At 30.5% G+C, this 22639-nt stretch carries 16 protein-coding genes and 1 pseudogene; 6 read left to right on the top strand and 11 right to left on the bottom strand.

The window, feature by feature from the left end:
* Nucleotides 1-32: 32 nt before the first annotated feature.
* The 4 genes from CLVI_RS09945 to CLVI_RS09930 form a co-directional block, all read right to left on the bottom strand.
* Nucleotides 33-5054, bottom strand: coding sequence for a diguanylate cyclase domain-containing protein (locus CLVI_RS09945; RefSeq protein ID WP_106059980.1), 5022 nt, complete (start codon nucleotides 5052-5054; stop codon nucleotides 33-35).
* A gap of 121 nt (nucleotides 5055-5175) precedes the next feature.
* Nucleotides 5176-6087, bottom strand: coding sequence for an ROK family protein (locus CLVI_RS09940; protein ID WP_106059979.1), 912 nt, complete (start codon nucleotides 6085-6087; stop codon nucleotides 5176-5178).
* Nucleotides 6088-6128: 41 nt separating this feature from the next.
* Nucleotides 6129-7910, bottom strand: a complete 1782-nt coding sequence (locus tag CLVI_RS09935) for an ABC transporter ATP-binding protein (protein WP_106059978.1) — start codon at nucleotides 7908-7910, stop codon at nucleotides 6129-6131.
* Entirely contained in the window at nucleotides 7910-9637 is a 1728-nt protein-coding gene (locus tag CLVI_RS09930; protein ID WP_106059977.1) for an ABC transporter ATP-binding protein, read from the bottom strand. The genes CLVI_RS09935 and CLVI_RS09930 overlap by 1 nt, the downstream gene beginning before the upstream one ends.
* Nucleotides 9638-9744: 107 nt before the next feature.
* Between CLVI_RS09930 and CLVI_RS09925 the strand changes: the two genes are divergently transcribed.
* Nucleotides 9745-10575 (top strand): MerR family transcriptional regulator, encoded by an 831-nt coding sequence (locus CLVI_RS09925; protein WP_106059976.1) that lies wholly within the window; start codon nucleotides 9745-9747, stop codon nucleotides 10573-10575.
* 54 nt (nucleotides 10576-10629) lie between these two features.
* On the opposite strand, the gene CLVI_RS09920 is transcribed toward CLVI_RS09925, so the two are convergent.
* Entirely contained in the window at nucleotides 10630-11223 is a 594-nt protein-coding gene (locus CLVI_RS09920) for a sugar O-acetyltransferase (RefSeq protein WP_106059975.1), read from the bottom strand.
* A gap of 171 nt (nucleotides 11224-11394) precedes the next feature.
* Entirely contained in the window at nucleotides 11395-12030 is a 636-nt protein-coding gene (locus CLVI_RS09915) for a flavodoxin family protein (RefSeq protein WP_106059974.1), read from the bottom strand.
* A gap of 230 nt (nucleotides 12031-12260) precedes the next feature.
* On the opposite strand from CLVI_RS09915, the gene CLVI_RS09910 reads away from it, so the two are divergent.
* The gene (locus CLVI_RS09910) at nucleotides 12261-12596 is read left to right on the top strand and encodes a winged helix-turn-helix transcriptional regulator (RefSeq protein ID WP_106059973.1); all 336 of its coding nucleotides are present in this window, start codon (nucleotides 12261-12263) and stop codon (nucleotides 12594-12596) included.
* 69 nt (nucleotides 12597-12665) lie between these two features.
* Here CLVI_RS09910 and CLVI_RS09905 read toward each other — a convergent pair whose 3' ends face one another.
* Nucleotides 12666-13487: a nitroreductase family protein gene (locus CLVI_RS09905; protein WP_106059972.1), complete on the bottom strand. Its 822-nt coding sequence runs from the start codon at nucleotides 13485-13487 to the stop codon at nucleotides 12666-12668.
* 188 nt (nucleotides 13488-13675) lie between these two features.
* Here CLVI_RS09905 and CLVI_RS09900 point away from each other — a divergent pair, with 188 nt between their 5' ends.
* The 4 genes from CLVI_RS09900 to CLVI_RS09890 all read left to right on the top strand — a co-directional run bounded on the left by CLVI_RS09900 (nucleotide 13676) and on the right by CLVI_RS09890 (nucleotide 19098).
* Nucleotides 13676-14560: a LysR family transcriptional regulator gene (locus CLVI_RS09900; RefSeq protein WP_106059971.1), complete on the top strand. Its 885-nt coding sequence runs from the start codon at nucleotides 13676-13678 to the stop codon at nucleotides 14558-14560.
* Nucleotides 14561-14624: 64 nt separating this feature from the next.
* Nucleotides 14625-16268, top strand: coding sequence for a hypothetical protein (locus CLVI_RS17860; protein ID WP_242980645.1), 1644 nt, complete (start codon nucleotides 14625-14627; stop codon nucleotides 16266-16268).
* Between the two features lie 12 nt (nucleotides 16269-16280).
* Nucleotides 16281-18026 (top strand): ATP-binding protein, encoded by a 1746-nt coding sequence (locus CLVI_RS17855; protein WP_242980644.1) that lies wholly within the window; start codon nucleotides 16281-16283, stop codon nucleotides 18024-18026.
* The gene (locus tag CLVI_RS09890) at nucleotides 18019-19098 is read left to right on the top strand and encodes an HD-GYP domain-containing protein (protein WP_106059970.1); all 1080 of its coding nucleotides are present in this window, start codon (nucleotides 18019-18021) and stop codon (nucleotides 19096-19098) included. The genes CLVI_RS17855 and CLVI_RS09890 overlap by 8 nt, the downstream gene beginning before the upstream one ends.
* Nucleotides 19099-19186: 88 nt before the next feature.
* On the opposite strand, the gene epsC is transcribed toward CLVI_RS09890, so the two are convergent.
* The 4 genes and pseudogenes from epsC to CLVI_RS09870 all read right to left on the bottom strand — a co-directional run bounded on the left by epsC (nucleotide 19187) and on the right by CLVI_RS09870 (nucleotide 22586).
* Nucleotides 19187-20134: a serine O-acetyltransferase EpsC gene (gene epsC, locus CLVI_RS09885; RefSeq protein ID WP_106059969.1), complete on the bottom strand. Its 948-nt coding sequence runs from the start codon at nucleotides 20132-20134 to the stop codon at nucleotides 19187-19189.
* A 168-nt stretch (nucleotides 20135-20302) separates the two neighbouring features.
* Entirely contained in the window at nucleotides 20303-21307 is a 1005-nt protein-coding gene (gene hypE / locus CLVI_RS09880; protein WP_106059968.1) for a hydrogenase expression/formation protein HypE, read from the bottom strand.
* Between the two features lie 14 nt (nucleotides 21308-21321).
* Nucleotides 21322-22356 (bottom strand): annotated as a pseudogene (gene hypD / locus CLVI_RS09875) (hydrogenase formation protein HypD).
* Nucleotides 22353-22586: a HypC/HybG/HupF family hydrogenase formation chaperone gene (locus CLVI_RS09870; protein WP_106059967.1), complete on the bottom strand. Its 234-nt coding sequence runs from the start codon at nucleotides 22584-22586 to the stop codon at nucleotides 22353-22355. Before CLVI_RS09870 ends, hypD begins: the two are co-directional and overlap by 4 nt.
* Nucleotides 22587-22639 lie beyond the last annotated feature (53 nt).

Raw genomic sequence — 22639 nt, 5'->3', positions numbered from 1 at the left:
TTTACTCAAAGCTATCAACAGAGCTATATATTTTATAATATAATAAATTTATTTTTCCCAGTTCTTTTTGCAACATACATTGCATCATCAGCTTTTTTAATTAATTCATCCACATCTTCACTATCATTAGGGTAATTACTAACCCCAATACTTGCAGTTACATACCCTTTATTTTCGCCAATAGAAATAGGTTCTGCAATTTCGGAAATAATTCTATTACAAATAAGGCTTACATCATCTTTTAAAACTATATCTTTAAGAATTATTGTAAATTCATCTCCGCCTATTCTAGAAACTGTATCAGAAGTTTTTACGCATTTTATTAGTCTCTCAGCAACAACTTTTAAAACTATATCTCCACTATCATGGCCAAAAGTATCATTAATCGCTTTGAAACCATCTAAATCAATGAAAATTACATAAAATGAATCTTCTTGTATAGGGCTTGTTCTAATTAAGTTTTTCAAATTGATTTGAAATAGAATTCTATTAGCTAAACCTGTTAAAGCATCATGTGTTGCTATCTGTTCTAATTGCTTTTGAACTTTTTTACGTTCAGATATTTCTTTTTTTAGTTCCCAGGTTCTTTCTTCTACTAATTCTTCAAGATTATTATATAGGTTCGCATTTTCAATAGAAATTGCTAGTTGAGAAGACACTATCTTTAAAATTTCAATTCGTTCACTATTGAATGCACCTGAAATAAGGTTATTTTCTAAATAAAGAATCCCAATGGGTTCACCTTTACTTATTACTGGCATACACATAATTGATTTACATTTCTTAAATATAATGTATGGGTCATTCATATATTTTTCGTCTTCGAATGCAGTATCTAATATAATGCTCTTTTTTGAATGCTCTACAGAATAAATTATCTTTTCAGGAACTCTAGAAGAACGTTCATCTAAGGGCATAGAAATCATTTCTAGATTCTTCCCATTTATCACTCCTTCAGCTTGTATTATATAATTAGCATCTTTTTTTACTAAATAACATACCTTTTGTGCTCCTGCATTTTCAAGTAATATAAATACAAGTTTTTTAAGTAGTTCTTCTAACTTGATTTCTCCAGAAATCGCTTGGGTTGCTTTTATAATTGTTGCAGAATCTAAAATCATTGATGAAGTAACTGGCCTGTTTTCCGATGGCGTTATCGCAACTTTCATTGAATGATTTTGATAGGTTCCAGTTATATTTAGGTAAGAATAGTCTCTTTGGAGTTGCTTCGTCTTAGCGACTGCTCCCCATAAGCTATAACCGTAATTAGCTTCTTCTAAATAAGTTCTTGCTTTTTTAATTTTTCCAGTAGAAATATAAAATTTTGCCGCTAATTCATTAGCAAGTGCCTCTTCTTGAATATATTGATTCTCTGTGGCGAGTTCAATAGCTTTATCATAATAATCCATTGCTTTTAAGTTCTTATTCATCACTCTAGATTTCTCTGCTTCAACTAAATTATATTTGTTCAAAAAATTCATTGGAGCATAATGCGCCATTTTCTTTAATTTCTTTTGATTTAAGTTAACCTTTATAATTAGCTTTTTTTGTTTGATAAAATCTAGTTTATTAAACTTAGTAAGTAAAGCAAGAGACTCATAAAAATAAAAAATAGCAATAGAAAATGTCGCATTTGCACCCTCTATATATCGCTTTGCCAAAAGTGCATTTTCATTTGCTTCATAATATTCACCAAAAATATAGCAAAGCATTAGCTTATTTAAATATATATCCCAAAGGGTTCCTATTTCCTTTCCTTCTATATGATAGGGTATTTTTTCAAATTCATTATATACACTTCCATTTAAATTAGATATACCATCGTCAGTACCCAAAAGATTTAACACTGTTTGATGAAAAACCAAGTGCGGGTATAACCATTCCTTGGAATTATATTTATTCATTACATCAGTATAATAAGACATTTCATTAGCTAAAACTGATAATTCTTTCCCTGCATAATACGAAGTATAACAATATATATGTGTGGCTGCAGTTGCGTAATTTAAATCTCCCATTTCAAGCCCTAGTATATGGGAGTCTATTAGAATTTTTAATAATTCTCTTACAGGTTTTTTCCTAAATCCAATAAAATTAGCATATATAACAAATGTGGCTATTGAAGATTCATTAGCATCTAATTTATTAATAAGTTTTAAAGCTAATTCACCGAATTCATATCCAGACTTAACCTCACCAAGGGTGCATTTAAGCATGCTATAAGCAATAAAAAAAACTGAGGAATTACTTGGAAGACCATACTTCCAACATAATTTAAGTGATTTAAATATCATTAATAGAAACAGATTTGGATATATCATAAAAGTTGGCGTTGAAATTTTAACCATGTTGTTTATAGCTAAAATCGCGGTTGCATTAGTCATTTCAGGTAGCTCTATAAAATCATTATGTCCTTTTCCAAGAAACATTATCTTTGTTTTTATTAATTGAAATAAAACATGCACTAAAGAAGGATTTTTAGGAAAGTGTATTCCTAAGAGCTTAAGAACTAACAATGAAGTATCAATTGCTTCAATCTTCCTATTTTGAGCAGTATACGATAGAATCTTCACTTCAAGTACAGTTACTTTTTCACTTACAGTTTCACTATGTTCTAATGCAATTTCAGTGTACTTTTCGAGAGTCTTATAGTCTCCTGTTAACGATGCAAGTTCAGCTCCTTGGACGTAAAGTGACAGTGTTAAAGCATGTTCGTTTTCCCACCCCTTCTCCTCCATAAGTCTTATTCCACTGGAGAAGCAATCATACGCTACCTGATATGCAGTTGCCTTTTTTGCTCTCATACCAGCTATAAGCTCCATATTTGCAATATTTTTCTTTTCCTCATAATTATTTATTAAATCTATTCCCTTATTTAATTGATTCATAACATCCAATATTTTTTCATCCTTATTAGATGAAATCATTTCAGCTAACATAATTCTTCCAATTTTCAAATGTAGTTCACGTTTATTTTCTTCATCAATTATTGAGTAGACAGATTGTTGTATTCTATCATGTAAAAAATCACAAATTAGGTTTACCTCTTCATCACCAAGAATAAAGGAAAATAAATCTCCGTTTACTAATATCAAATCTTCTTGCAATGCTTCACATAGAATCTCATAGGTTTCCATGGTAGATTTTTTAAAAACCTTGGATAATGTTTTAATATCAAATTGAATTCCAATACAAGAGGCTAGTTTCAATACTTCTTGGGCATTAGAAGATAATCCTAGAATTCTATATGTAATTAATTCAACAATATTATTTGCAATACCTGAACTCTGAATTTCATACAAATCCCATTTCCATACCCTAAGCAAGTTATCAAATATAATTAAATTCTCTCTATATAATGAAAATAAGAATTGTTTTAAAAACAATGGATTACCTTCTGTCTTTTCATAACTTAATTCCGCTAATGTAGCAACATCTTCAATTTCACAATTAAATGTTTTTGCCATCATTTCAATTGTATCTATTAGTGTTAAAGGTTGTAAAAAGATCGTATTTATTTCTAATCTTTGTTTTGAAATATTATTAAGTGTACTTAGCAATGGATGATTTTCCAACACTTCATTATCCCTATAAGCCATAATTAGTACTAAGTACTTAATTGGGGAACTTCCCATAAAATTTTCTATAAGTTTAAGAGTAGTGGCATCAGTCCATTGCATATCATCAATGAATATCACCAAGGGATGCTTTTCTTCACAAAAAACTTTTATAGAATTTTCAAATACTAAATTAAATCTATTTTTAGTTTCTTCTGTAGGAAGCTCAATAATTTGGGGTTGTTTGCCAATGATTTTTTCCACTTCAGGTATTATATCAATAATTATCTGTCCATTTTTTCCCAATGATTTGTTTAGCTTATTTCCCCAAATTTGAATTTCCTCTTTACTTTCTGTTAATACCTGCTCAACTAGTGCTTTAAAAGCCTTTACTAGAGGTGAATGAGCATTCCCATGCTTAAATTGATCGAATTTTCCCCAAATAAAACGTCCATGTTTTTTAGAAATCAGTCCATTTATCTCATTTATAAGCGCTGATTTACCTACTCCTGAATGTCCCTTAACTACTACTATTTCTTTTTCTCCTTTGCTAGCTCTATCAAAGACAGAAAGTAACACTTCTATTTCATTGTCCCTACCATATAACTCATCTGTTATTTTAAATCTTTCAGAAATATCCTCCTGAGCTAATTTAAAATACTCTATACTTCCATCAGACTTAACAGAATTAAAACATCGTTCAAGGTCATGTTTTAAACCATATGCGCTTTGGTAACGATCTTCAGTGTTTTTTTTCATTAGCTTCATTATAATATCTGAAAGAACTCTAGGTATCAGTTTATTTAGTTCATTAGGTGGCTCTGGTCTAATAGCAAGATGACTATGGATTAATCCAATTTTATCAGATGCTACAAAAGGTAGAACACCAGTAATTATCTCATAGAAGGAAACTCCTAAAGAATACAAATCAGATCTATAATCAGTAGGGCAGTTCATTCTACCTGTTTGCTCTGGAGAAATATAACTTAGTGTCCCTCCAAAACTATTATCCACTACGCATTGATTTTGTTTTGAAAACATTGAAGACAATGCAAACCCTGTTATTTTAACTGTATTTATTTCTAAGTCTACAATTATATTACTAGGATTTATATCATTATGAACCATATTGCATTTATGTATATCCTTTAGTGCATCCGTTGTTTTATTTGCTATGTTTAAGAATTCAATTATATTAAAATTTCTACTCTTTAAAATCTTCTCAAGAGAATTACCACCAAAATCTTCTTCAAATAAAATAGGTATATTATTTATTAGTTCCCTCCCATATATTTTAACAATTTTATTGCTATTTATTATATTATTTATTTCATACTCATGTTTTAACGTAGATATAACCGATAAATTAGGATAATCAGAAACAGGCTTCTTTATTATTATAGGGATATTATCAGAATTACGAATTGCTCTATATATAACATTATTCTTACCTTCATTTATACACTCAACTATCTTATATCCCCAAATATTAAGCATGTTTAAATCTCCTCAAAAAAATAATTGCATCAGCGTAAGCCAACACAATTATATTATAATCTTTATTATTGTAAAATTTTATGAAAAATTAAAAAAATTCTTTATATATCCACAAATGATTTTATTTACCAATTAATAGTTTTTCATTTACTCTATAGTTATATATTGCACCAATAATATTAGCATCATTATTGAAAGTGCACTGCACCACCTTTGGATGGACATTATTTCTTGGGCTGCTATTGTGAATTTTTTCAATATTATCAACAATATATTTAATTAATAGCGGTTGTTCACTTATTCCTCCACCAATTGCTACCTTTTCAGGATCTAGTATATTTTGCAGATTAAGAATTTGTAGCGCAATTCCTTCGCAATACTTATCCAATACTTCTAATACTTCCTCATCACCTTCATTAGCCATTTCAAAGACTTTAACTCCATCTAATTCTCTAGCTTGTACATTTTTCTTTCTAGCTACGCCAGAAATTAATGAATTAACTCCATTTTCAGCTCCAAAGAAATTATGATAATCACTTCTCTTTTCACTGTTTGTTCTTATAAATGAAAATTCCCCAGCTGAAAAATTATTTCCCTTAACTAACTCACCATTAGAAATAATTCCTCCACCAATACCTGTTCCTAATACCATAACAATACCGTCATTGCATCCTTTTAAACTTCCCTTCCAAAACTCACCTAATGCAGCACATTTCCCGTCATTTTCTAGATGAATTTTAGTAGGACACCTTCTCTGTAGTATTTCAATTATATTACAATTTCTAATATAACTTAAAGAACCTCCATGGACAGCAAATCCCTTTTTAGAATCAATAACGCCTGGCATTGAAATTGCTATTCCTTCAATTCTATCTGCAAATGCATCAAATATTTTTCCTATAACTTCCACAAAACTTTCTATAGTGTCCATAGGTGTCTTTTCTTTCCCCTTACACATTAGTTTAATATCTTCATCAACTACTGCATACTTAATAGCTGATCCGCCTATGTCTAATGCTAAATATTTTTTCATATACTACTCCTCACCCATTTATGTATTCTGTTTATATTATATTAAATAACTTCCTGTTTTCCAAATTGACTATTATATAGATTTTCATAGAACCCGCCCTTTTTCATTAGCTCATTATGATTTCCTTGTTCTATAATATTACCTTCATCTATAACTAATATTAAATCTGCGTTGCGAATAGTTGAAAGCCTATGTGCAATAACAAAACTAGTTCTTCCTTTCATAATATTCCTCATAGCCTTTTGGAGTAATAACTCTAATCTAGTATCAACAGAGCTGGTTGCTTCATCTAATATCAATATTGCTGGATCTGATATTATAGCCCTAGCTATTGTCAAAAGTTGTTTTTCTCCTTGAGATATGTTAGATGCCTCTTCATTTAAAAACATGTTATACCCATCTGGAAGAGTTTTAATAAAGTGATCTACATTAGCTATTTTGGCAGCTTCTATAATTTCTTCCGTGCTCGCACCAAACCTTCCATATTCAATGTTTTCATGAATTGTTCCGTTATATAACCAAGTGTCCTGAAGAACCATACCAAATAAAGAGCGTAAATCTTCACGTTTCATATCTCGAGTATCCACTCCATCTATTTTTATAGCTCCACCTTTAATATCATAAAATCTCATTAATAAATTTATCAATGTAGTTTTGCCCGCTCCAGTTGGTCCGACTATAGCAACCATCTGACCACTTTTTATCTCTGCACTTAAATCCTCTATTAAAATTCTATCATCATTATACCCAAATCTAACATGTTCAAAAGTAACATTTCCACTTGGTTTTTCTAGTTTTGTCGAATCAACCTTGTCTGGAACCTCTTCCTCTTCATTTAATATTTCAAATACACGTTCAAGTGCTGCAAAAGCTGCTTGTATCGAAGCGGATAATTGAGTTACTTGGGAAAGAGGTTGATTTATTTGCCAAATATACCGTATAAGTGCTTGAAGATTACCCACTGTGATTATTCCACTTATAACATATACAGCTCCAAGAACTCCAATAACTGCAACACTTAGATAACTTATTAATGAAACTAATGGAGACATTATACTTGATATAAATTGTGCCTTAAATCCAGTATTAAAAAGTTCTTCATTTATGTTTTGAAAATCTTTTATAGCATCCTCTTGCTTTCCATATAGTTTTATTTCATTAAAGCCAGTATATATTTCTTGAACTTTACCGTTCATTTCCCCTAAAGCCTTTTGCTGTTTATGAAATAGTTTTTGTGATTTGCTAACTATAAACTTAGATACTAAATAGCTTAAAGGTATTATAAGAAGGGCTAATAATGCCAGCTTTATATTAATTGTAAACATCATTCCAAGGGCTAAAGTCAGTGTTAGTATTGAATTTATCACCTGGCTAAAGCTCTGTTGGAGAGAATTTGAAATAGTCTCTATATCATTTGTTATACGACTTAGTACATCACCATAGCTATTTTTATCAAAATAACTTATAGGTAATTTTTTAATTTTCTCTTGAAGAGCATTTCTTAATGCTTTCATGGTATTTTGAATAGAATTAGTTAATAATACACTTGCTAAGTATGTTGTTATTGTTGTTATTAAATATATACAAGCCAATACTACTAATACTCTTAAAATATATTCAAAGTTAACGAAAGCTCCCTTAGTACCTGTCCCCACACCTATAATATCTTTTGTGAGACTAGTTATTATTAAGCCCTCTATTTTTGGAGAGATAGCAGTAAGACTAGTGGATATTACTATAAACACCATGGCTCCCATAAATGCTATTCTATACGGCCTTACAAAGGGAGAAATTCTCATTATAGTATCTTTTAATTTTTTCATTATGCAAGTTCCTCCTCTGTAAGTTGAGATGATGCAATTTCGTGGTAGATTCCACAGGATTTTAATAATTCTTTATGAGTACCTATCCCTACAATTTCTCCCTCATTCAATACTATAATTTTATCAGCATCAATTATGGACCCTATCCTTTGAGCAACTATTAAAACTACTGATTCCTTAGTTTCTTCCTTTAATTTTTTTCTAAGATTTGCATCTGTTTTAAAATCTAGGGCAGAAAAACTATCATCAAAAATATAAATTTCAGTCCTCCTAACTAACGCTCTTGCAATAGCTAATCTTTGCTTCTGTCCTCCTGACATATTAGATCCACCCTCACTTATTGGTTCATCGAATTTCTTAGGTTTACGCTTTATAAAATCATAAGCTTGGGCTACTTTAGCAGAATGTTCAATTTGACCTTTATCTGCATCCCTTTTACCAAATTTGATATTGGTGGCTATACTGCCTGTAAATAATAAGGCCTTCTGAGGTATAAATCCAATCTTTTTACGTAATGCCTTTAGATCATACTCTTGTACATCAACCCCATCTATTTTTATGCTACCTTCTGTAACATCATAAAATCTTGGAATTAGATTAATCAAGGTGCTTTTCCCACTACCTGTACTTCCTATAAATGCTACTGTTTCTCCTTTTTTTGCAGTGAAAGAGATATCATTTAAAACTGGTACTTCTCCATGAGGGTAAGTAAAAGTTACATTATTAAATTCTATCATACCCTTTATTTCTGTGTCTTTAACACCCTTTTTAGGATTTTTAATAATAGGATCTTCGTCTAATATCTCTTGAATTCTATCAGCTGAAACCTGCGCCTTTGGATACATAATAAAGACCATTGAAAAAAGCATAATAGAAAACATAGCATGGAATAAATATTCTATAAATGCTACTAATTGCCCAACTTGTAGAGTTCCTAAATTTATCATTTTGCTTGAAATCCAAAATATACCTAAAATAGCTACATTTATCAATAAAAAGAACATTGGTTGAGAAATTGCCATAAGCTTATATAATTTCTTGGATATACTTGTATAATCATTGTTAATTTCTTCAAACCTTTGTTTTTCATGGTCATTGTTTCCAAAAGCCCTAATTACCCTTATACCTGTTAAATTTTCTCTTGAAATCCTATTTAATTCATCTAATTTTTTTTGTTGTTTTTCTGACATAGGATGAGCTATCTTAGCAATAACCACTACGCCAAGAACTATGAATGGTACAACTATAGCTAATACTACAGATAATCTTAAGCTGGTCCTAATAATCATTATTAAACTCACCGTAGCCATAACCGGTGTAAGTAATGCCATCCTTAACAATGTATTTATAAATTGTAGCAATTGAAAAACATCATTGCTTGTTCTTGTAATCATTGATGATATTCCAAACTTATCATATTCACTATGGGAAAATTCCTGAGATTTTTTAAAAATGTCATTCCTTATATCTCTAGCTATACTATTCGAAATTTTTGAAGAACAGTATCCTAATAATATTGTCCCCATAACCCCAACTATTGAAATTGCCACAATTATAACGCCCATACGTTTTATATACTCTATATCATTATTAGCTATTCCATCATCAATAACTTTAGCTATTATCGTTGGAATTCCTAATTCAACTAATGCAAATCCAAAAACTGATACTATATTTAACATTAGAATTAGTTTATAATTTTTTAGATATTTTAATATTAATTTCATTACTTATATTTGCTCCTTTTTATCTATTGTTGAAATATTGTCAAAACAATACTATTATATAATCATAAAGTATACTGTTACTGTATAGTCAAGAGGAGAAGTTAGCAATGAATGAATACTTAAATAAATATTTTACTACCGGAGAATTTGCAAAACTATGTAATGTAAAAAAACAAACGCTTTTTCATTATGATGCTATTGGTATTTTTTCTCCTGAACTAAAAGATGATAAGGGGTATCGATATTATTCCTATCAACAATTTGATATCTTTAATGTTATTACTAGCTTAAAAGAAATAAACATGCCCCTTAAGGAAATTAAAGATTACCTTGATAATAGGACCCCAAACACACTTGTGGAATTGTTTGAAAATAAAATAATTCAAGTGGATAATGAAATTGAAAATCTAAAGAGAATACGCAAACTTATGAAAACAAAAATTGCTATAACAGAAAAAGCTTGTAGCATAGATTATCATAATATTAGTTTAGAATTTTTAGATGAGGAGTATTTAATTCTTAGTAAATCAATTGAAAATAAAAGCCATCAGGATTATTCAAGAATTGTATCTGAGCATATGAATTACTGCAATTTAAACCACTTAAATTCTGGTCATTCTATCGGTGCAATGATTAGTAAGGATAATATATTGAAAGGTGTAGATGAAAATTACTCCTATTTATATACAAGGCTAGATACCTCTAATAATGTTCCTTTTCCTTTTACAAAGCCAAAAGGACTTTACTGTATAGCCTATCATAGAGGAGACTATAGACTTATCAACAAAACCTATAAAATAATACTGAACTTTTTAAAAGATTCTAATTTAAATATAGGAAGATACTCTTATGAAGAATTTCTTTTAGATGAAACATCAGTAAAAGGCTACGACAAATACATAACTCAAATTTTAATTGAAGTACAAAAGAATAACTAATTCAAAAGGGAATTTTTGAAGTTTACAAACTCTTCAAAAATTCCCTTCTCATAATTACATTCTATTATTTTTAAAGTAATATTTTTTATCATTCTCAGAAATTTCTCTAATAACTTTGCAAGGATTACCCACCGCAATTACGCCTGCTGGTATATCTTTAGTTACTACACTTCCAGCACCTATTACAACATTATCGCCGATTGTCACTCCAGGAGTAACAATAACTCCTCCGCCTATCCAAACATTATTACCTATTGTAATTGGAAATGCATATTCAACTCCGCTGTTTCTTATTTCTGCATCTATAGGATGACCTGCCGTAAAAAGACTTACATTTGGTGCAAACAAAACGTTATCTCCAATAGTAACCTTAGCACAATCTAGTATAATACAATTATAATTCGAATAGAAATTTTTACCAACAGAGATATTGTATCCATAATCACAACGAAAAGGAGGCTCAATAAAAAATTCCTTCCCTATTTCCCCAAAAAGTTTTGTTATAATCTCCTTACCTTCCTCAATTTTTGTTGGACGTAAAGTATTGAAGTCAAATATTAATTCCTTTGCATCTTGACGTTCTTTTAATAGTTCCTCCCCAAAGGATAGATATAATTCACCATTTATCATCTTTTCTTTTTCAGTCATTCTTTAGCTCTCCTCTCATTAATAACTACTATAACTATAGTGTTAATTTCCATAATTCTCTAAGTATTATTATAACCTATAATTGAGAAGTTTCTTAATAAAGATAATAGTTTATGCTAAAAAAGCCACCTTAGATTTATATCTAAAGTGGCTAATTTTTCTTTTTTAATTCTATCTAATAAAGTTCATAAATGTTTTATCTTCTCTCTCAGGTGCTTTAACATGATCTCGTCCAAAATCAATAATATTCATTAACCAGGCCATATTTTTACCTAAAACACTCATGATTTGCATTCCTTCTTTATCTTGAGTTGCCTCACCTTGGCCCGTACCATAAACTACATTCCAATAATTTGATGTAGGCATTACCATTTCTGAATAATTAATATAATTATTTAGTTGATCAAATACTGGAATACCTCCCGCTCTTCTTACGGCTACAACACTGGCACCAACTTTATGTCTAAGCATTCCTTTATTTGTAGATGTTACTAAAAATGCTCTATCTAAAAATGATTTCATAGTTCCTCCTATAGCTGCATAATGTACAGGGGAGCCTAATATAATTCCATCAGCTTCTTTCATTTTTTGAATCCATCCATTAACTTCATCATTTTCAATAACACATTTTTCATTCATATTTCTACTGCATCCACCACAAGCCAAACATCCACTAATCACTTTATTTCCTACATGAATTATTTCAACCTGAATATTCTCTTTTTCTAACTCTTTTGCTACAGCTTTTATCGCCTCAGAAGTATTACCATTCTTTCTAGGACTTCCATTAAACGCAACCACTTTCATAATACATACCTCCATATAATTTTTTAATCATAGGATCATTGTATAGCCACATAATTTAATTAACAAGTAGGCACTTTTTAGTAAGATGACTTACCTTTAAGTAAGATTTAACGGCCTGTCTATGTTTACCTTATGATAGTAATTTGTTATTATTAAATTACTTAGTCTAAAAATACACTATTAATGTAGTAATCCTATTCTTATACAAATAGCTAAAGGTGGTTTAACTAATGATACACTGCAATGGAAAAGAATATATATGTCTATTAGATTTCGGAATGGACTTTATACGAGGGAAATGGAAGGCTGTTTTGTTATGTCATTTATATGATGAGCCTAAAAGATTCTTGGAGCTTCAAAGAATAACTACAGGAATAAGTCAAAAGGTACTTAATGAAAAGCTTAAAGAATTGCAAAATGCTGAATTAATAAATAAGGTAATCTATCCACAAACTCCACCTAAAGTTGAATATTACCTTACTGATAAGGGGAAAGACCTTACTAAAATCATTAAGGAAATTGAAGCTTGGTCTTTTAAATATTATAATCACCTAAACAATGAATAAAAAAGACCCTATGGAATGGACTTTTCGCTTGTCCACTCTATAGGGTCTCTTTTAACTATTTAACAATTTTTATTTCCAAGATATATCTGCTTCTTTTCTTGGTGTTGTTCTTAAATATTTTACTTTAGGATATCCTATTATCATACATGTTACAATTTGCTTTCCTTCTTGAAGTCCAATAAATTCAGCAATCTTTTTATCTTTCTGTGCAGCCATTACGAAGAATCCACTAAAGAATATTCCAAGGCCTAATGCATTAGTCATAAGCTCCATATTTGAAGAAGCCAAGGCTCCATTCACCTGTGAATTAGCTGTAACTATTATTACTTCTGGAGCATTAAAGAATAATCCATCGTTTTCCTTAGGATTTTCTTCATGTTTTCCATACATTTTTATCCACATTTGTGCGTATCTCTTATATACCATAGTCTCAGGAGTTAAATTAGCTAGCATATGTTCTCCTAGTTCCTTTAAACTTTTTAATGTTAAGGATTTAAGCTCTTCAATTCCATCTTTTACTACTATATAAGATACATCCTGCATATTGCTACCAGTTTGAGTAAATCTGCCTGCTTCTATAATCTTAGAAGTTTTCTCGGATTCAACTTCTTTATCCTTAAATTGTCTTACAGTTCTTCTAAATTTAATGAAATTAAGTAAATTATCAGAGTCCACTGTAAACTCTTCTTTATTATAATTCTTTACTTCTTCCATGTTGTACTCATCTGTTGATACTGCATCTTTAGGACATATAGCAATACAATGTCCACATTTAAAGCAGGTTATATTCTTAATCTTAGCTTTATCATCAACCATTTCTATGTCCCTTGCAAAACAATCCTTAACGCATTGTCCACAGCCTATACATTTTTCAGTATTTACATTCATCATATAATAATATTCTCCTTGCAATTTGATCTTATTTTTAATAAATTTTGACATATACATGAATAATATTTATAATACTTTTATATATATTTATCCTTGTACCCTATGATTATACAGTCAAATAATTAATTTTGTCCAATTGATATTATTCATATTACCATAACTAAAAGTTATATATAAGGAGTTTATTTATGAATTTACAACAATTAGAGTATTTTAAGAAAATATCTGAAACTGAAAATTTCACTCTTGCTGCCGCTTTAGCCTCAGTAACTCAACCAGCTTTAAGTAAAGCAATTTCCAAATTAGAATCTGAATTAAATGTACCTTTATTTGAAAGAAATAACCGCAGTGTTACCCTTACGTCCTTTGGAAAATCATTTTTAAAGCATTCCAATATAGCTCTCCTTGAAATTGATAAAGGAATTCGCGAGTTACAAAATATGGCTAATCCTGAAAAAGGAATTATATCTATTGCATCCACCTATTGCATAAGTACATATTTCATGCCTTTTATAATTAGTGATTTTTTAACTTCCTGCCCTGATACTAAGTTTCAATTTAATTATGAATCTATTCCAATAATATTAAATGACTTAAAGGATGGGAAAATTGATATAGGTTTTTATGATAACGTGGATCAACTTCATGCACATACTGAAATTACATCAGTACCAGTAAAAAAAGAAAAGTATGTTTTGATTGTCTCTAAAAACCATCCTCTTTCTAATGAGACAGATGTTTCTTTAAAAGACTTAAAAGATGAGTCTTTTATTGTATTTTGTGAAGGAGATAAAGATAAGTTGCTTTCTTACTCTAAATTTATAAACTATACTCCTAAGATTTTTCTACAACCTAATCAAGCTAGTATGCTAGGAGGCTTAGTAGCTGCTGGTGCTGGTATTACAATAGTTCCTTACAATCCTCTTATTAATACAAACACCCTCTCTATTGTCAAAATAAAAGAAGACATTGGATATAAGACTATTTATATGGGTTGGCTTAAGGATTCCTACATGTCTCCTATTACCAAGAAATTTAGAGATTATATCATTTCAACTACATTGTTAAAATAATATTGTTAAAAACCTTATATTATGTGACAATTAAACCCATAAAGACTGTACAGGGAGTGATTTTGTGTCTAAAACAAATTTTATTAATAAATCCTATAAAGATAAACTCAGAGCAACCTATACTTTGCTTGTATTTATGCTTTTAATTTTATTAAGTGTTTTTTTGTATTTCCAAATGAATACTTATGTTAAGCCAATTATTCGTGATATAGGTAGTCATGTTGTTGATAGCCAAGCACAATATTTAGGTGAGAGGTTTCATAATCAAAACAAAATGCTAGAGATACTTGCTAGTACAGAAACATTTAAAAGTGGGGACATCGATGCTATTAAACAAGAGCTTGATAATCAAATGCTTAAAGATGGGAATTTAATATTATCAATTAAGTATAAATCTATAACAGGTGAAGAATACGAAAATAATCCATATAACATTAACTCATCAGATGTTTATGAGAAGGATTTATTAACTGGGAACAGCCCTAAAGCTAAAACTCAAGCAATTTTCAATGAAACGCTTGGTGAATATATAGTTTTTACTGGTGCAAAAATCACAGATAATACTGGAACAGTAAATGGAGTACTACTTATTAACGTAGGTGTTAAAGAAGTGGCTAACTCATTAAGTAAAACAAAAATGGGTCTAGTAAATGAACTATGGATTTTTGATTCTCTTGGTAATGCAATTGTAAATCCAAATGAAGAACAAACATCTATATTGGATACTGAAAGCTTTATAAAAGATGTTGATACTAAGCCTTTCGGAGAAATAAATACTATAAATTCAAAAGATAGTTTAAATGATTTAGTTTACTGCCAAATACCTAATACTGAAAATCTATATTTAGCCATGCCTATAGAACATGGAGATTTCTCAAAAGCAGTAAAACTTTTATTTCTTATATTTTTATGTAGTGCAATTATTATTTCTTTTTTGATTTTTATATTTGCAAATAAAATGACAAATTTCGTTGCAAAACCTTTGACCCGTATGGTGAAAATCATTGAAGGTTCTAATGGTATAAATTCTATTCAAATTCCAAATGATCTTAAGTCAAGTAAAGATGAAATTGGAGTACTTGCAAATACTATTGATACAATGGCTACGAATATCCGTAATAATGTAGATACACTTAATTGTGAGATTAAAGAACGTAGAAAAGCTCAAAAACATCTAACTGTTTTAAACGACGACCTTGAGTGTCGTGTACAGGAGAGAACCAAGGCTTTAACTAAGGTTACAGAAAATCTAACTATTTCAGAAGATAGATTCAGAATCTCTATGGAGGCTTCAAATATTGGTTTATATGATTCAGATTGCATCAATAATATATTAGTGGTTAATGATATTTTTCTTAAATTAATTAATGCACCAGAGTATAAACAGAGGTTTTTAAAAGAAAGTGATTGGACTCAGTTTAATGGACAATTTGATGATTATATATACGAAGATGATGTATTAATTACTACACAATTTAGTGAAGATAATTTAACCATGGTAGGAAAAGACTTCTATACGGAATTTAGGCTAAAGGAAGATCCAACTATTTGGCTTTCATTTGTTGGCCAATCAATTAATAAAGATGAATTTGGAAAAGCTAAAAGGTTTATTGGAGTATTGCAGAATATAACTGAAAGGAAAAAGACTGAAGTTGAGATTAAGGTTGCTAAGGAACAAGCAGAAGAAGCAAACTTAGCCAAAAGTTGATTCCTAGCAAATATGAGCCATGAAATTAGAACACCAATGAATGCAATTATGGGCCTTGCTCACATAATCAGTCAATCTGATTTAAATGACCTTCAGAAAAATTACATTTCCAAAATAGAACAGTCATCTAAAATATTACTTAGAATTATTAATGATATTTTAGATTTTTCAAAGATAGAAGCTAAAAAACTAGAAATAGAAAATATTAATTTTAACTTGGATACGGTGTTTGATAATATAACTACTCTATATACACCTTCAGCAACTGCTAAAGGCATTGATATTAACTTTGATATTTACAAAGGCGTACCAAATGTACTGAAAGGAGATCCCCTCCGATTGGAACAAATCATATCTAATTTGACTACAAATGCTATTAAGTTCACAAGTCAAGGTGAAGTGAATGTTTTGGTTAGAATTGCCGATGAAACTGAAAATAAAGTCAGTTTGAATTTTAGTGTTACAGATACAGGAATAGGCTTAACAAAAGAGCAAATAGAAAGACTATTTACTGCATTTACCCAGGCTGATAATTCTACCACTAGGAAATATGGTGGAACTGGTCTTGGGTTAACAATAACAAAGCAACTGGTTGATCTAATGGATGGTTCAATCTGGATAGAGAGTAAATTAGGTGAAGGCTCTACCTTCCAATTTATTATCCAGTTTGATAAAGTCCCAACTATACTAATATTAAAGGACGAAGAATATAATGGAGAAAGTCTTAAAAAGTTTCAAAGAGCACTTAAAGATAAGCAAATACTACTTGTTGAAGATAATGATATTAATCAATTAGTCGCAAAGAGCATTTTAGAACAGGCTGGCATTTGTGTAAGTATTGCCAGCAATGGTGAAGAGGCAATCAAACATATTCGCGCCAATAAATTTGATGCAGTTCTTATGGATGTGCAAATGCCAATCATGGATGGGTACAAAGCTACAGAAATACTAAGGGAAACCTATTCACGTTTAGAGCTACCTATTATATCAATGACTGCTAATGCACTTAATGGTGATAGGGAGAGAAGTATTAAGTCTGGTATGAATGATTATATTTCAAAACCAATTAATCCAGATATTTTATTTCGAACTCTTGTAAAATGGCTCCCAGATACTAGTCCTAAAGTTATAGAAAACCCTTTACCAAAAATCTCAAATGAAAATGTTGAAATTTTAGATTTTAATAGAACTTTACTTCGACTAGGGAATAAAAAAGTTTTTTATTATGATTTATTAAATAGATACTGTTCTACTTATAGTAACCTGGTAAATGAGTTCTCTGATATGAGGATTAACAAGCAATATACTGAAGCCAAACGATTTATTCATAGTCTTAAAGGTGTCACCGGAAACATAGGAGCCATAGAACTCAACAGATTTATTATTCAGTTTGAAGAACAATATGAATCCTATGATGATGATAGTCTAAATAAAGAGCTTGTGGCCCTTTCTGCTTTAAATGGAGATCTTATAGATAGTATTAAAAAAGTTGTACCAAAAAAGGTTCTAGAGAAAAAACAGTTAAGTTCCAATTTTAATATTCAGGAAGCTTTAAATAAATTATTGGAAGCTTTACAAAAAGCTCGTGCTAAAGAAATAAAAGAAAATATGAGCTATTTAAGTTCAAATACTGAAGATACAAATTTCATAGTACAAATTAACGAAATAAAAATTCTTGTAGGCCGCTATCGTTTTAAAGAAGCTAAATCTGTAGTTGAAGACCTAATAACTATTGTAAAGGAGTCAGATAATGATTAGACAAAAAACTATAATGATAGTTGATGATACAGAAATTAATATTGTTATTCTAGTGGAGGCCCTTCAGGATAATTATGAATTAATCATTGCTATTAATGGTGTTGAGGCCATTGAATTACTTGAAGAGCAAAAACCTGATTTAATTCTTTTAGATATTATGATGCCTGAGCTTGATGGATATGAGGTTTTGAAAAAGTTGAAGAAAAATCCAACTTTAGAGCATATACCTGTTATTTTACTATCAGCAATTACTGATAGTGATTCAAAAAGCAAAGGTTTTTCCTTAGGTGCAGTAGATTATGTTACTAAGCCATTTGAAATTATTGAAGTTAAGGCCCGAGTTACCACTCAGCTTAGACTTGAAGAAGCCCGTCTAGTATTGGAAAGTCAGAATATTATTTTAGAAGAAAAGGTTAAAGAAAGAACCCAGCTTATTGAAAGAACTAACTCCGCTGCTATCTATTGCCTATCTGCTTTAGCTGAGACAAGGGATCCAGAAACCGGAGCTCATATAAAAAGGACACAAAAATATATCAAAGAATTGGCACTTGAATTACGCAAGAATCAGGAATACAAAGATATACTCACAAATGAATATATTGAGCTCCTTTATAAATCAGCACCCTTACATGATATTGGTAAAGTAGGGGTAAGGGACAGTATTCTACTAAAGCCAGGGCGATTGACTGCAGAAGAATTTGAAGAAATGAAAAAGCATACAATTTATGGAGGAGAATCATTAATGGTGGGTATAAATGAATTAGGTGAAGATTCATTCTTGACCCTAGCTAAGGAAATTGCATTAACTCATCACGAAAAATGGGATGGCTCCGGATATCCAGTGGGTCTGTCAGGAAAAGATATTCCTATATCAGGGCGGCTTATGGCACTTAGCGATGTGTACGATGCACTTATCAGCAAAAGAATTTATAAAGCAGCCTTTACACATGATGAGGCTAAGAATATCATTTTAGAAAGTAAAGGAACGCATTTTGACCCTGATATTGTTGATGCATTTATAAATATAGAGCATAAATTCATTAAGATTATGGAGGAATTTAGATACGCTTAAATTCAGACAGGTTATCATCATTTTTCTTAGAGAATTATTTTTTAAGGAGGAGGCCTTTATAGGCCTCCTCCTTCGAACTCTATGGATGTTATATAATCCAATCAAGTATAAATTCTTGTTCAAATTCTTTAGGTTTACTATTTTTAAATTTAAGCTCTGGATTTTGAACACTAACTCTTGTATCCTCTGGAACTGATTTTGTAATAAAAGCATTTCCACCTATAATTGAATTTTTTCCAATAACAGTTTCTCCCCCTAAAATAGAAGCTCCTGAATATATAGTTACATTATCTTCTATTGTTGGATGTCTTTTTACTCCTTGAAGAGTTTGTCCTCCTCTAGTTGATAAAGCACCTAATGTCACTCCTTGATATATTTTTACATTCTCTCCAATAACACAAGTTTCTCCAATAACAACACCTGTACCATGGTCTATAAAAAAGCTTTTTCCAATTTCAGCTCCTGAGTTAATATCAATTCCAGTTTCATTATGTGCATATTCTGTCATTATTCTTGGAATATATGGTACTGATAATTTATAAAGTTCATGAGCTATTCTATAAATACTAATTGCAAATATACCGGGATATGAAAATATTATTTGTTCTATATCGCTTGCAGCCGGGTCTCCATCATATGCAGCTTGAACATCTATAGTAATACGAGCTTGTATTTCAGGTAATAACTTCAAAAATATTGAACATATTTCATTTGTTTTTTCTTCTAAATATGAATCCTCAGATTCATTATTGAGATGATTCTTATATAATAATACACATTTTATCTGCCTGTGTAATTTTTCCTCAACACTAATTAGAAGATCTCCTATATAATATTCTATTGTATCATTTGATAATCTCTTCTTTTCAAAAAAGCCTGGAAAAATCAATTGTCTCAACTCATGTAAAATTTCTATAATTTCATCTTTATTAGCTAAATTACAAGAATCATATAATGAAAAAATAAAATTCTGCCTATAATTCGTTGCAAGTTGCGATACCAATTGAACCATATTTTTATCGAATTCTCTACTCATCTTTTCCTCCCTACCGTAAGTTATAATGTGTTTATTTGTTATATTATACTTCAAGCTTTTAATGTAATCAATAGTACCCATATAGGCAAAAAAAGACTTTCCTATACGCAAAGCAAGGAAAGTCTTGCATCTAACTAGTTGAATCCAGGAGTAAATAACCCCTATGTCTTAACATATTCTAGGTATAAGATCTTCTTCAATCATATCTAAGGTCCTTGTACCATTAATCTCAGTTTTCAAATATACTTTTCCACCCTTATCTTTTACTATTTCACCCACTACAGCAGCATTTTTTCCTAGAGGATTATTTCTCATAGTTTGTATAACTTTATTTGCATTATCCTCCGAAACTATTAAAACAAGCTTGCCCTCATTTGCTATATATAAAGGATCAAATCCCAATATTTCACAAATAGCACTTACATCTTCTCTTATTGGAATATCTTTCTTATGTAAGACTATACTCATTTCTTTTCCTTGCATTATTTCTTTAAGGGTTGTACTTAGTCCACCTCTGGTAATATCTCTAATAAATTTCACGTCTTTACTAGTTTTCAATATATCCTTAATTAATAAATGTAGTGAATTACAGTCACTTTTTATTTGAGATTCAAAATTTAATTCTTCTCTTTCACATAGTATAGTTATTCCATGATCTCCTAAAGTACCACTTACAATAATTTTATCTCCCACCTTTATCCTTACCCCTGTTAAGTCCAAATCATTTTCAAATACTCCTATGCCAGTAGTATTGATGTAAATCTTATCGCCCTTACCTCTCTCGACTACCTTTGTATCCCCAGCAATTATTTTAACTCCACATCTTTCTGCTGCTTCTGCCATGGATATAACAATTCTCTCAAGGTCTTTAATTTCTAAACCCTCTTCCATTATGAAACCTACTGTAATATACAAAGGGATCGCTCCACTAACGGCCAAATCATTTACCGTTCCACATATTGATAGCTTTCCTATATCTCCCCCTGGAAAAAATATTGGGTTAATTACATATGAATCTGTTGTTACAGCAATTTTTCCACCTATATTCTCAATTATACTTGAATCTCCTTGCTGCATAAGTATTTCATTATTAAAATGTCTATAAAATATTTTATTAATAAGGTCATGAGTCTTTTTGCCTCCACTTCCATGAGCTAATGTGATAATATCCATAAAAAGCCCCTTTCTTACCCTTGATTTAAATATTTATAATGTATTCCACAAGCTCCTTCTCCGGATACCATGCAAACGCCTATAGGATTATATGGGGTACATTCCTTTCCAAAAAATCTACAATCTACTGGAGTTTTCTCACCTCTTAATATATCTCCGCAGATGCATCCTTTTAAATAAGGACTATCCTCCATTTTTATATTAAACTTCATTTCCGCATCATATTGACTATATTTGTTGCTAACTTTCAATCCACTACTTTTAATTAATCCTATGCCTCTCCACTTACTATTAGAGGACTGAAAAACCCTTTGCATTAGTTCCTTAGCCTTTTTATTTCCTTCGTATTTAACACAGCTGCCATATATGTTCTTTATATCAAATTGATTTTCTCTTATCATATCTACCAACAAATAAATTGCTGCCTTGACGTCCTTATCCTCGAACCCTGCTATCACTGCTGGTATATGGAACTTATTACTAATAAAACTAAAAGATTTTTCTCCAATTATAGTACTTACATGTCCTGGGCAAATAATACCATCTATTTTTACATTTTTATTATTAATTAGCATTTTAATGACTTCTGGCATAGTTTTTAAAGCGCTAAACACGCTGAAATTTTCTATTCTACCTTTATAACATTTCTCTATGGCAAGAGCAATTGTTGGAGCTGTTGTTTCAAAGCCTATCCCTAAAAAAACTATTTCCTTATGAGGGTTTTTTTTAGCAATATTCACTGCTTCTAAGGGTGAGTATACTACTCGTATATCATTACCCAGCGCCCTCTGAATCTTTAAAGAACTACTAGTTGCTGGAATATTAATCATATCTCCAAAAGTTGTTATTATTATATTTTCTCTTTCACTTAATTCAATACAGGCATCTATATAGCCTTAATTAGTTACACATACAGGACATCCTGGCCCACTAATTAGTTTTACATTCTTAGGTAAAAGTTCCTTTATTCCACTTCTTAAAATTGACATGGTATGTGTCCCACAAATCTCCATTATTCTTATTTCTTTATCTATTTCTAATGATTTCATATCTCACCTTCATCTCTAGAATAAAATAATTCATCAAATAATATTTGGGTCTTTTCCCCTTCTTCTCGATCCAATTTTTCTATGGCGCAGCCTGCATGAACTAAAACATAGTCCCCCAATGTAACATCCTCTAAAAGAAGTATATTCACCTTCATCTTCACCCCTTTATAATGTACCAAGGCCTCCTCATCATATAGCTCTATAACCTTAAGAGGAATTGCAATACACATCTTCTAACTCATCTCCCTTTCATTTGCTATTACCAATTGTCCTAATGAAATAC

This window comes from Clostridium vincentii (genome assembly GCF_002995745.1).
Lineage (GTDB): Bacteria > Bacillota > Clostridia > Clostridiales > Clostridiaceae > Clostridium > Clostridium vincentii.
The sequence above is the reverse complement of the archived record's forward strand: the minus strand, read 5'-3'. Positions and strand labels throughout refer to the sequence as shown.

Excerpts from the sequence above, each read along its gene's own strand:
- CLVI_RS09945 (WP_106059980.1), bottom strand. The coding sequence starts at position 5,054 with ATGCTTAATATTTGGGGATATAAGATAGTTGAGTGTATAAATGAAGGT.
- CLVI_RS09940 (WP_106059979.1), bottom strand. The coding sequence starts at position 6,087 with ATGAAAAAATATTTAGCATTAGACATAGGCGGATCAGCTATTAAGTAT.
- CLVI_RS09935 (WP_106059978.1), bottom strand. The coding sequence starts at position 7,910 with ATGAAAAAATTAAAAGATACTATAATGAGAATTTCTCCCTTTGTAAGG.
- CLVI_RS09930 (WP_106059977.1), bottom strand. The coding sequence starts at position 9,637 with ATGAAATTAATATTAAAATATCTAAAAAATTATAAACTAATTCTAATG.
- CLVI_RS09925 (WP_106059976.1), top strand. The coding sequence starts at position 9,745 with ATGAATGAATACTTAAATAAATATTTTACTACCGGAGAATTTGCAAAA.
- CLVI_RS09920 (WP_106059975.1), bottom strand. The coding sequence starts at position 11,223 with ATGACTGAAAAAGAAAAGATGATAAATGGTGAATTATATCTATCCTTT.
- CLVI_RS09915 (WP_106059974.1), bottom strand. The coding sequence starts at position 12,030 with ATGAAAGTGGTTGCGTTTAATGGAAGTCCTAGAAAGAATGGTAATACT.
- CLVI_RS09910 (WP_106059973.1), top strand. The coding sequence starts at position 12,261 with ATGATACACTGCAATGGAAAAGAATATATATGTCTATTAGATTTCGGA.
- CLVI_RS09905 (WP_106059972.1), bottom strand. The coding sequence starts at position 13,487 with ATGATGAATGTAAATACTGAAAAATGTATAGGCTGTGGACAATGCGTT.
- CLVI_RS09900 (WP_106059971.1), top strand. The coding sequence starts at position 13,676 with ATGAATTTACAACAATTAGAGTATTTTAAGAAAATATCTGAAACTGAA.
- CLVI_RS17855 (WP_242980644.1), top strand. The coding sequence starts at position 16,281 with ATGAGCCATGAAATTAGAACACCAATGAATGCAATTATGGGCCTTGCT.
- CLVI_RS09890 (WP_106059970.1), top strand. The coding sequence starts at position 18,019 with ATGATTAGACAAAAAACTATAATGATAGTTGATGATACAGAAATTAAT.
- epsC (WP_106059969.1), bottom strand. The coding sequence starts at position 20,134 with ATGAGTAGAGAATTCGATAAAAATATGGTTCAATTGGTATCGCAACTT.
- hypE (WP_106059968.1), bottom strand. The coding sequence starts at position 21,307 with ATGGATATTATCACATTAGCTCATGGAAGTGGAGGCAAAAAGACTCAT.
- CLVI_RS09870 (WP_106059967.1), bottom strand. The coding sequence starts at position 22,586 with ATGTGTATTGCAATTCCTCTTAAGGTTATAGAGCTATATGATGAGGAG.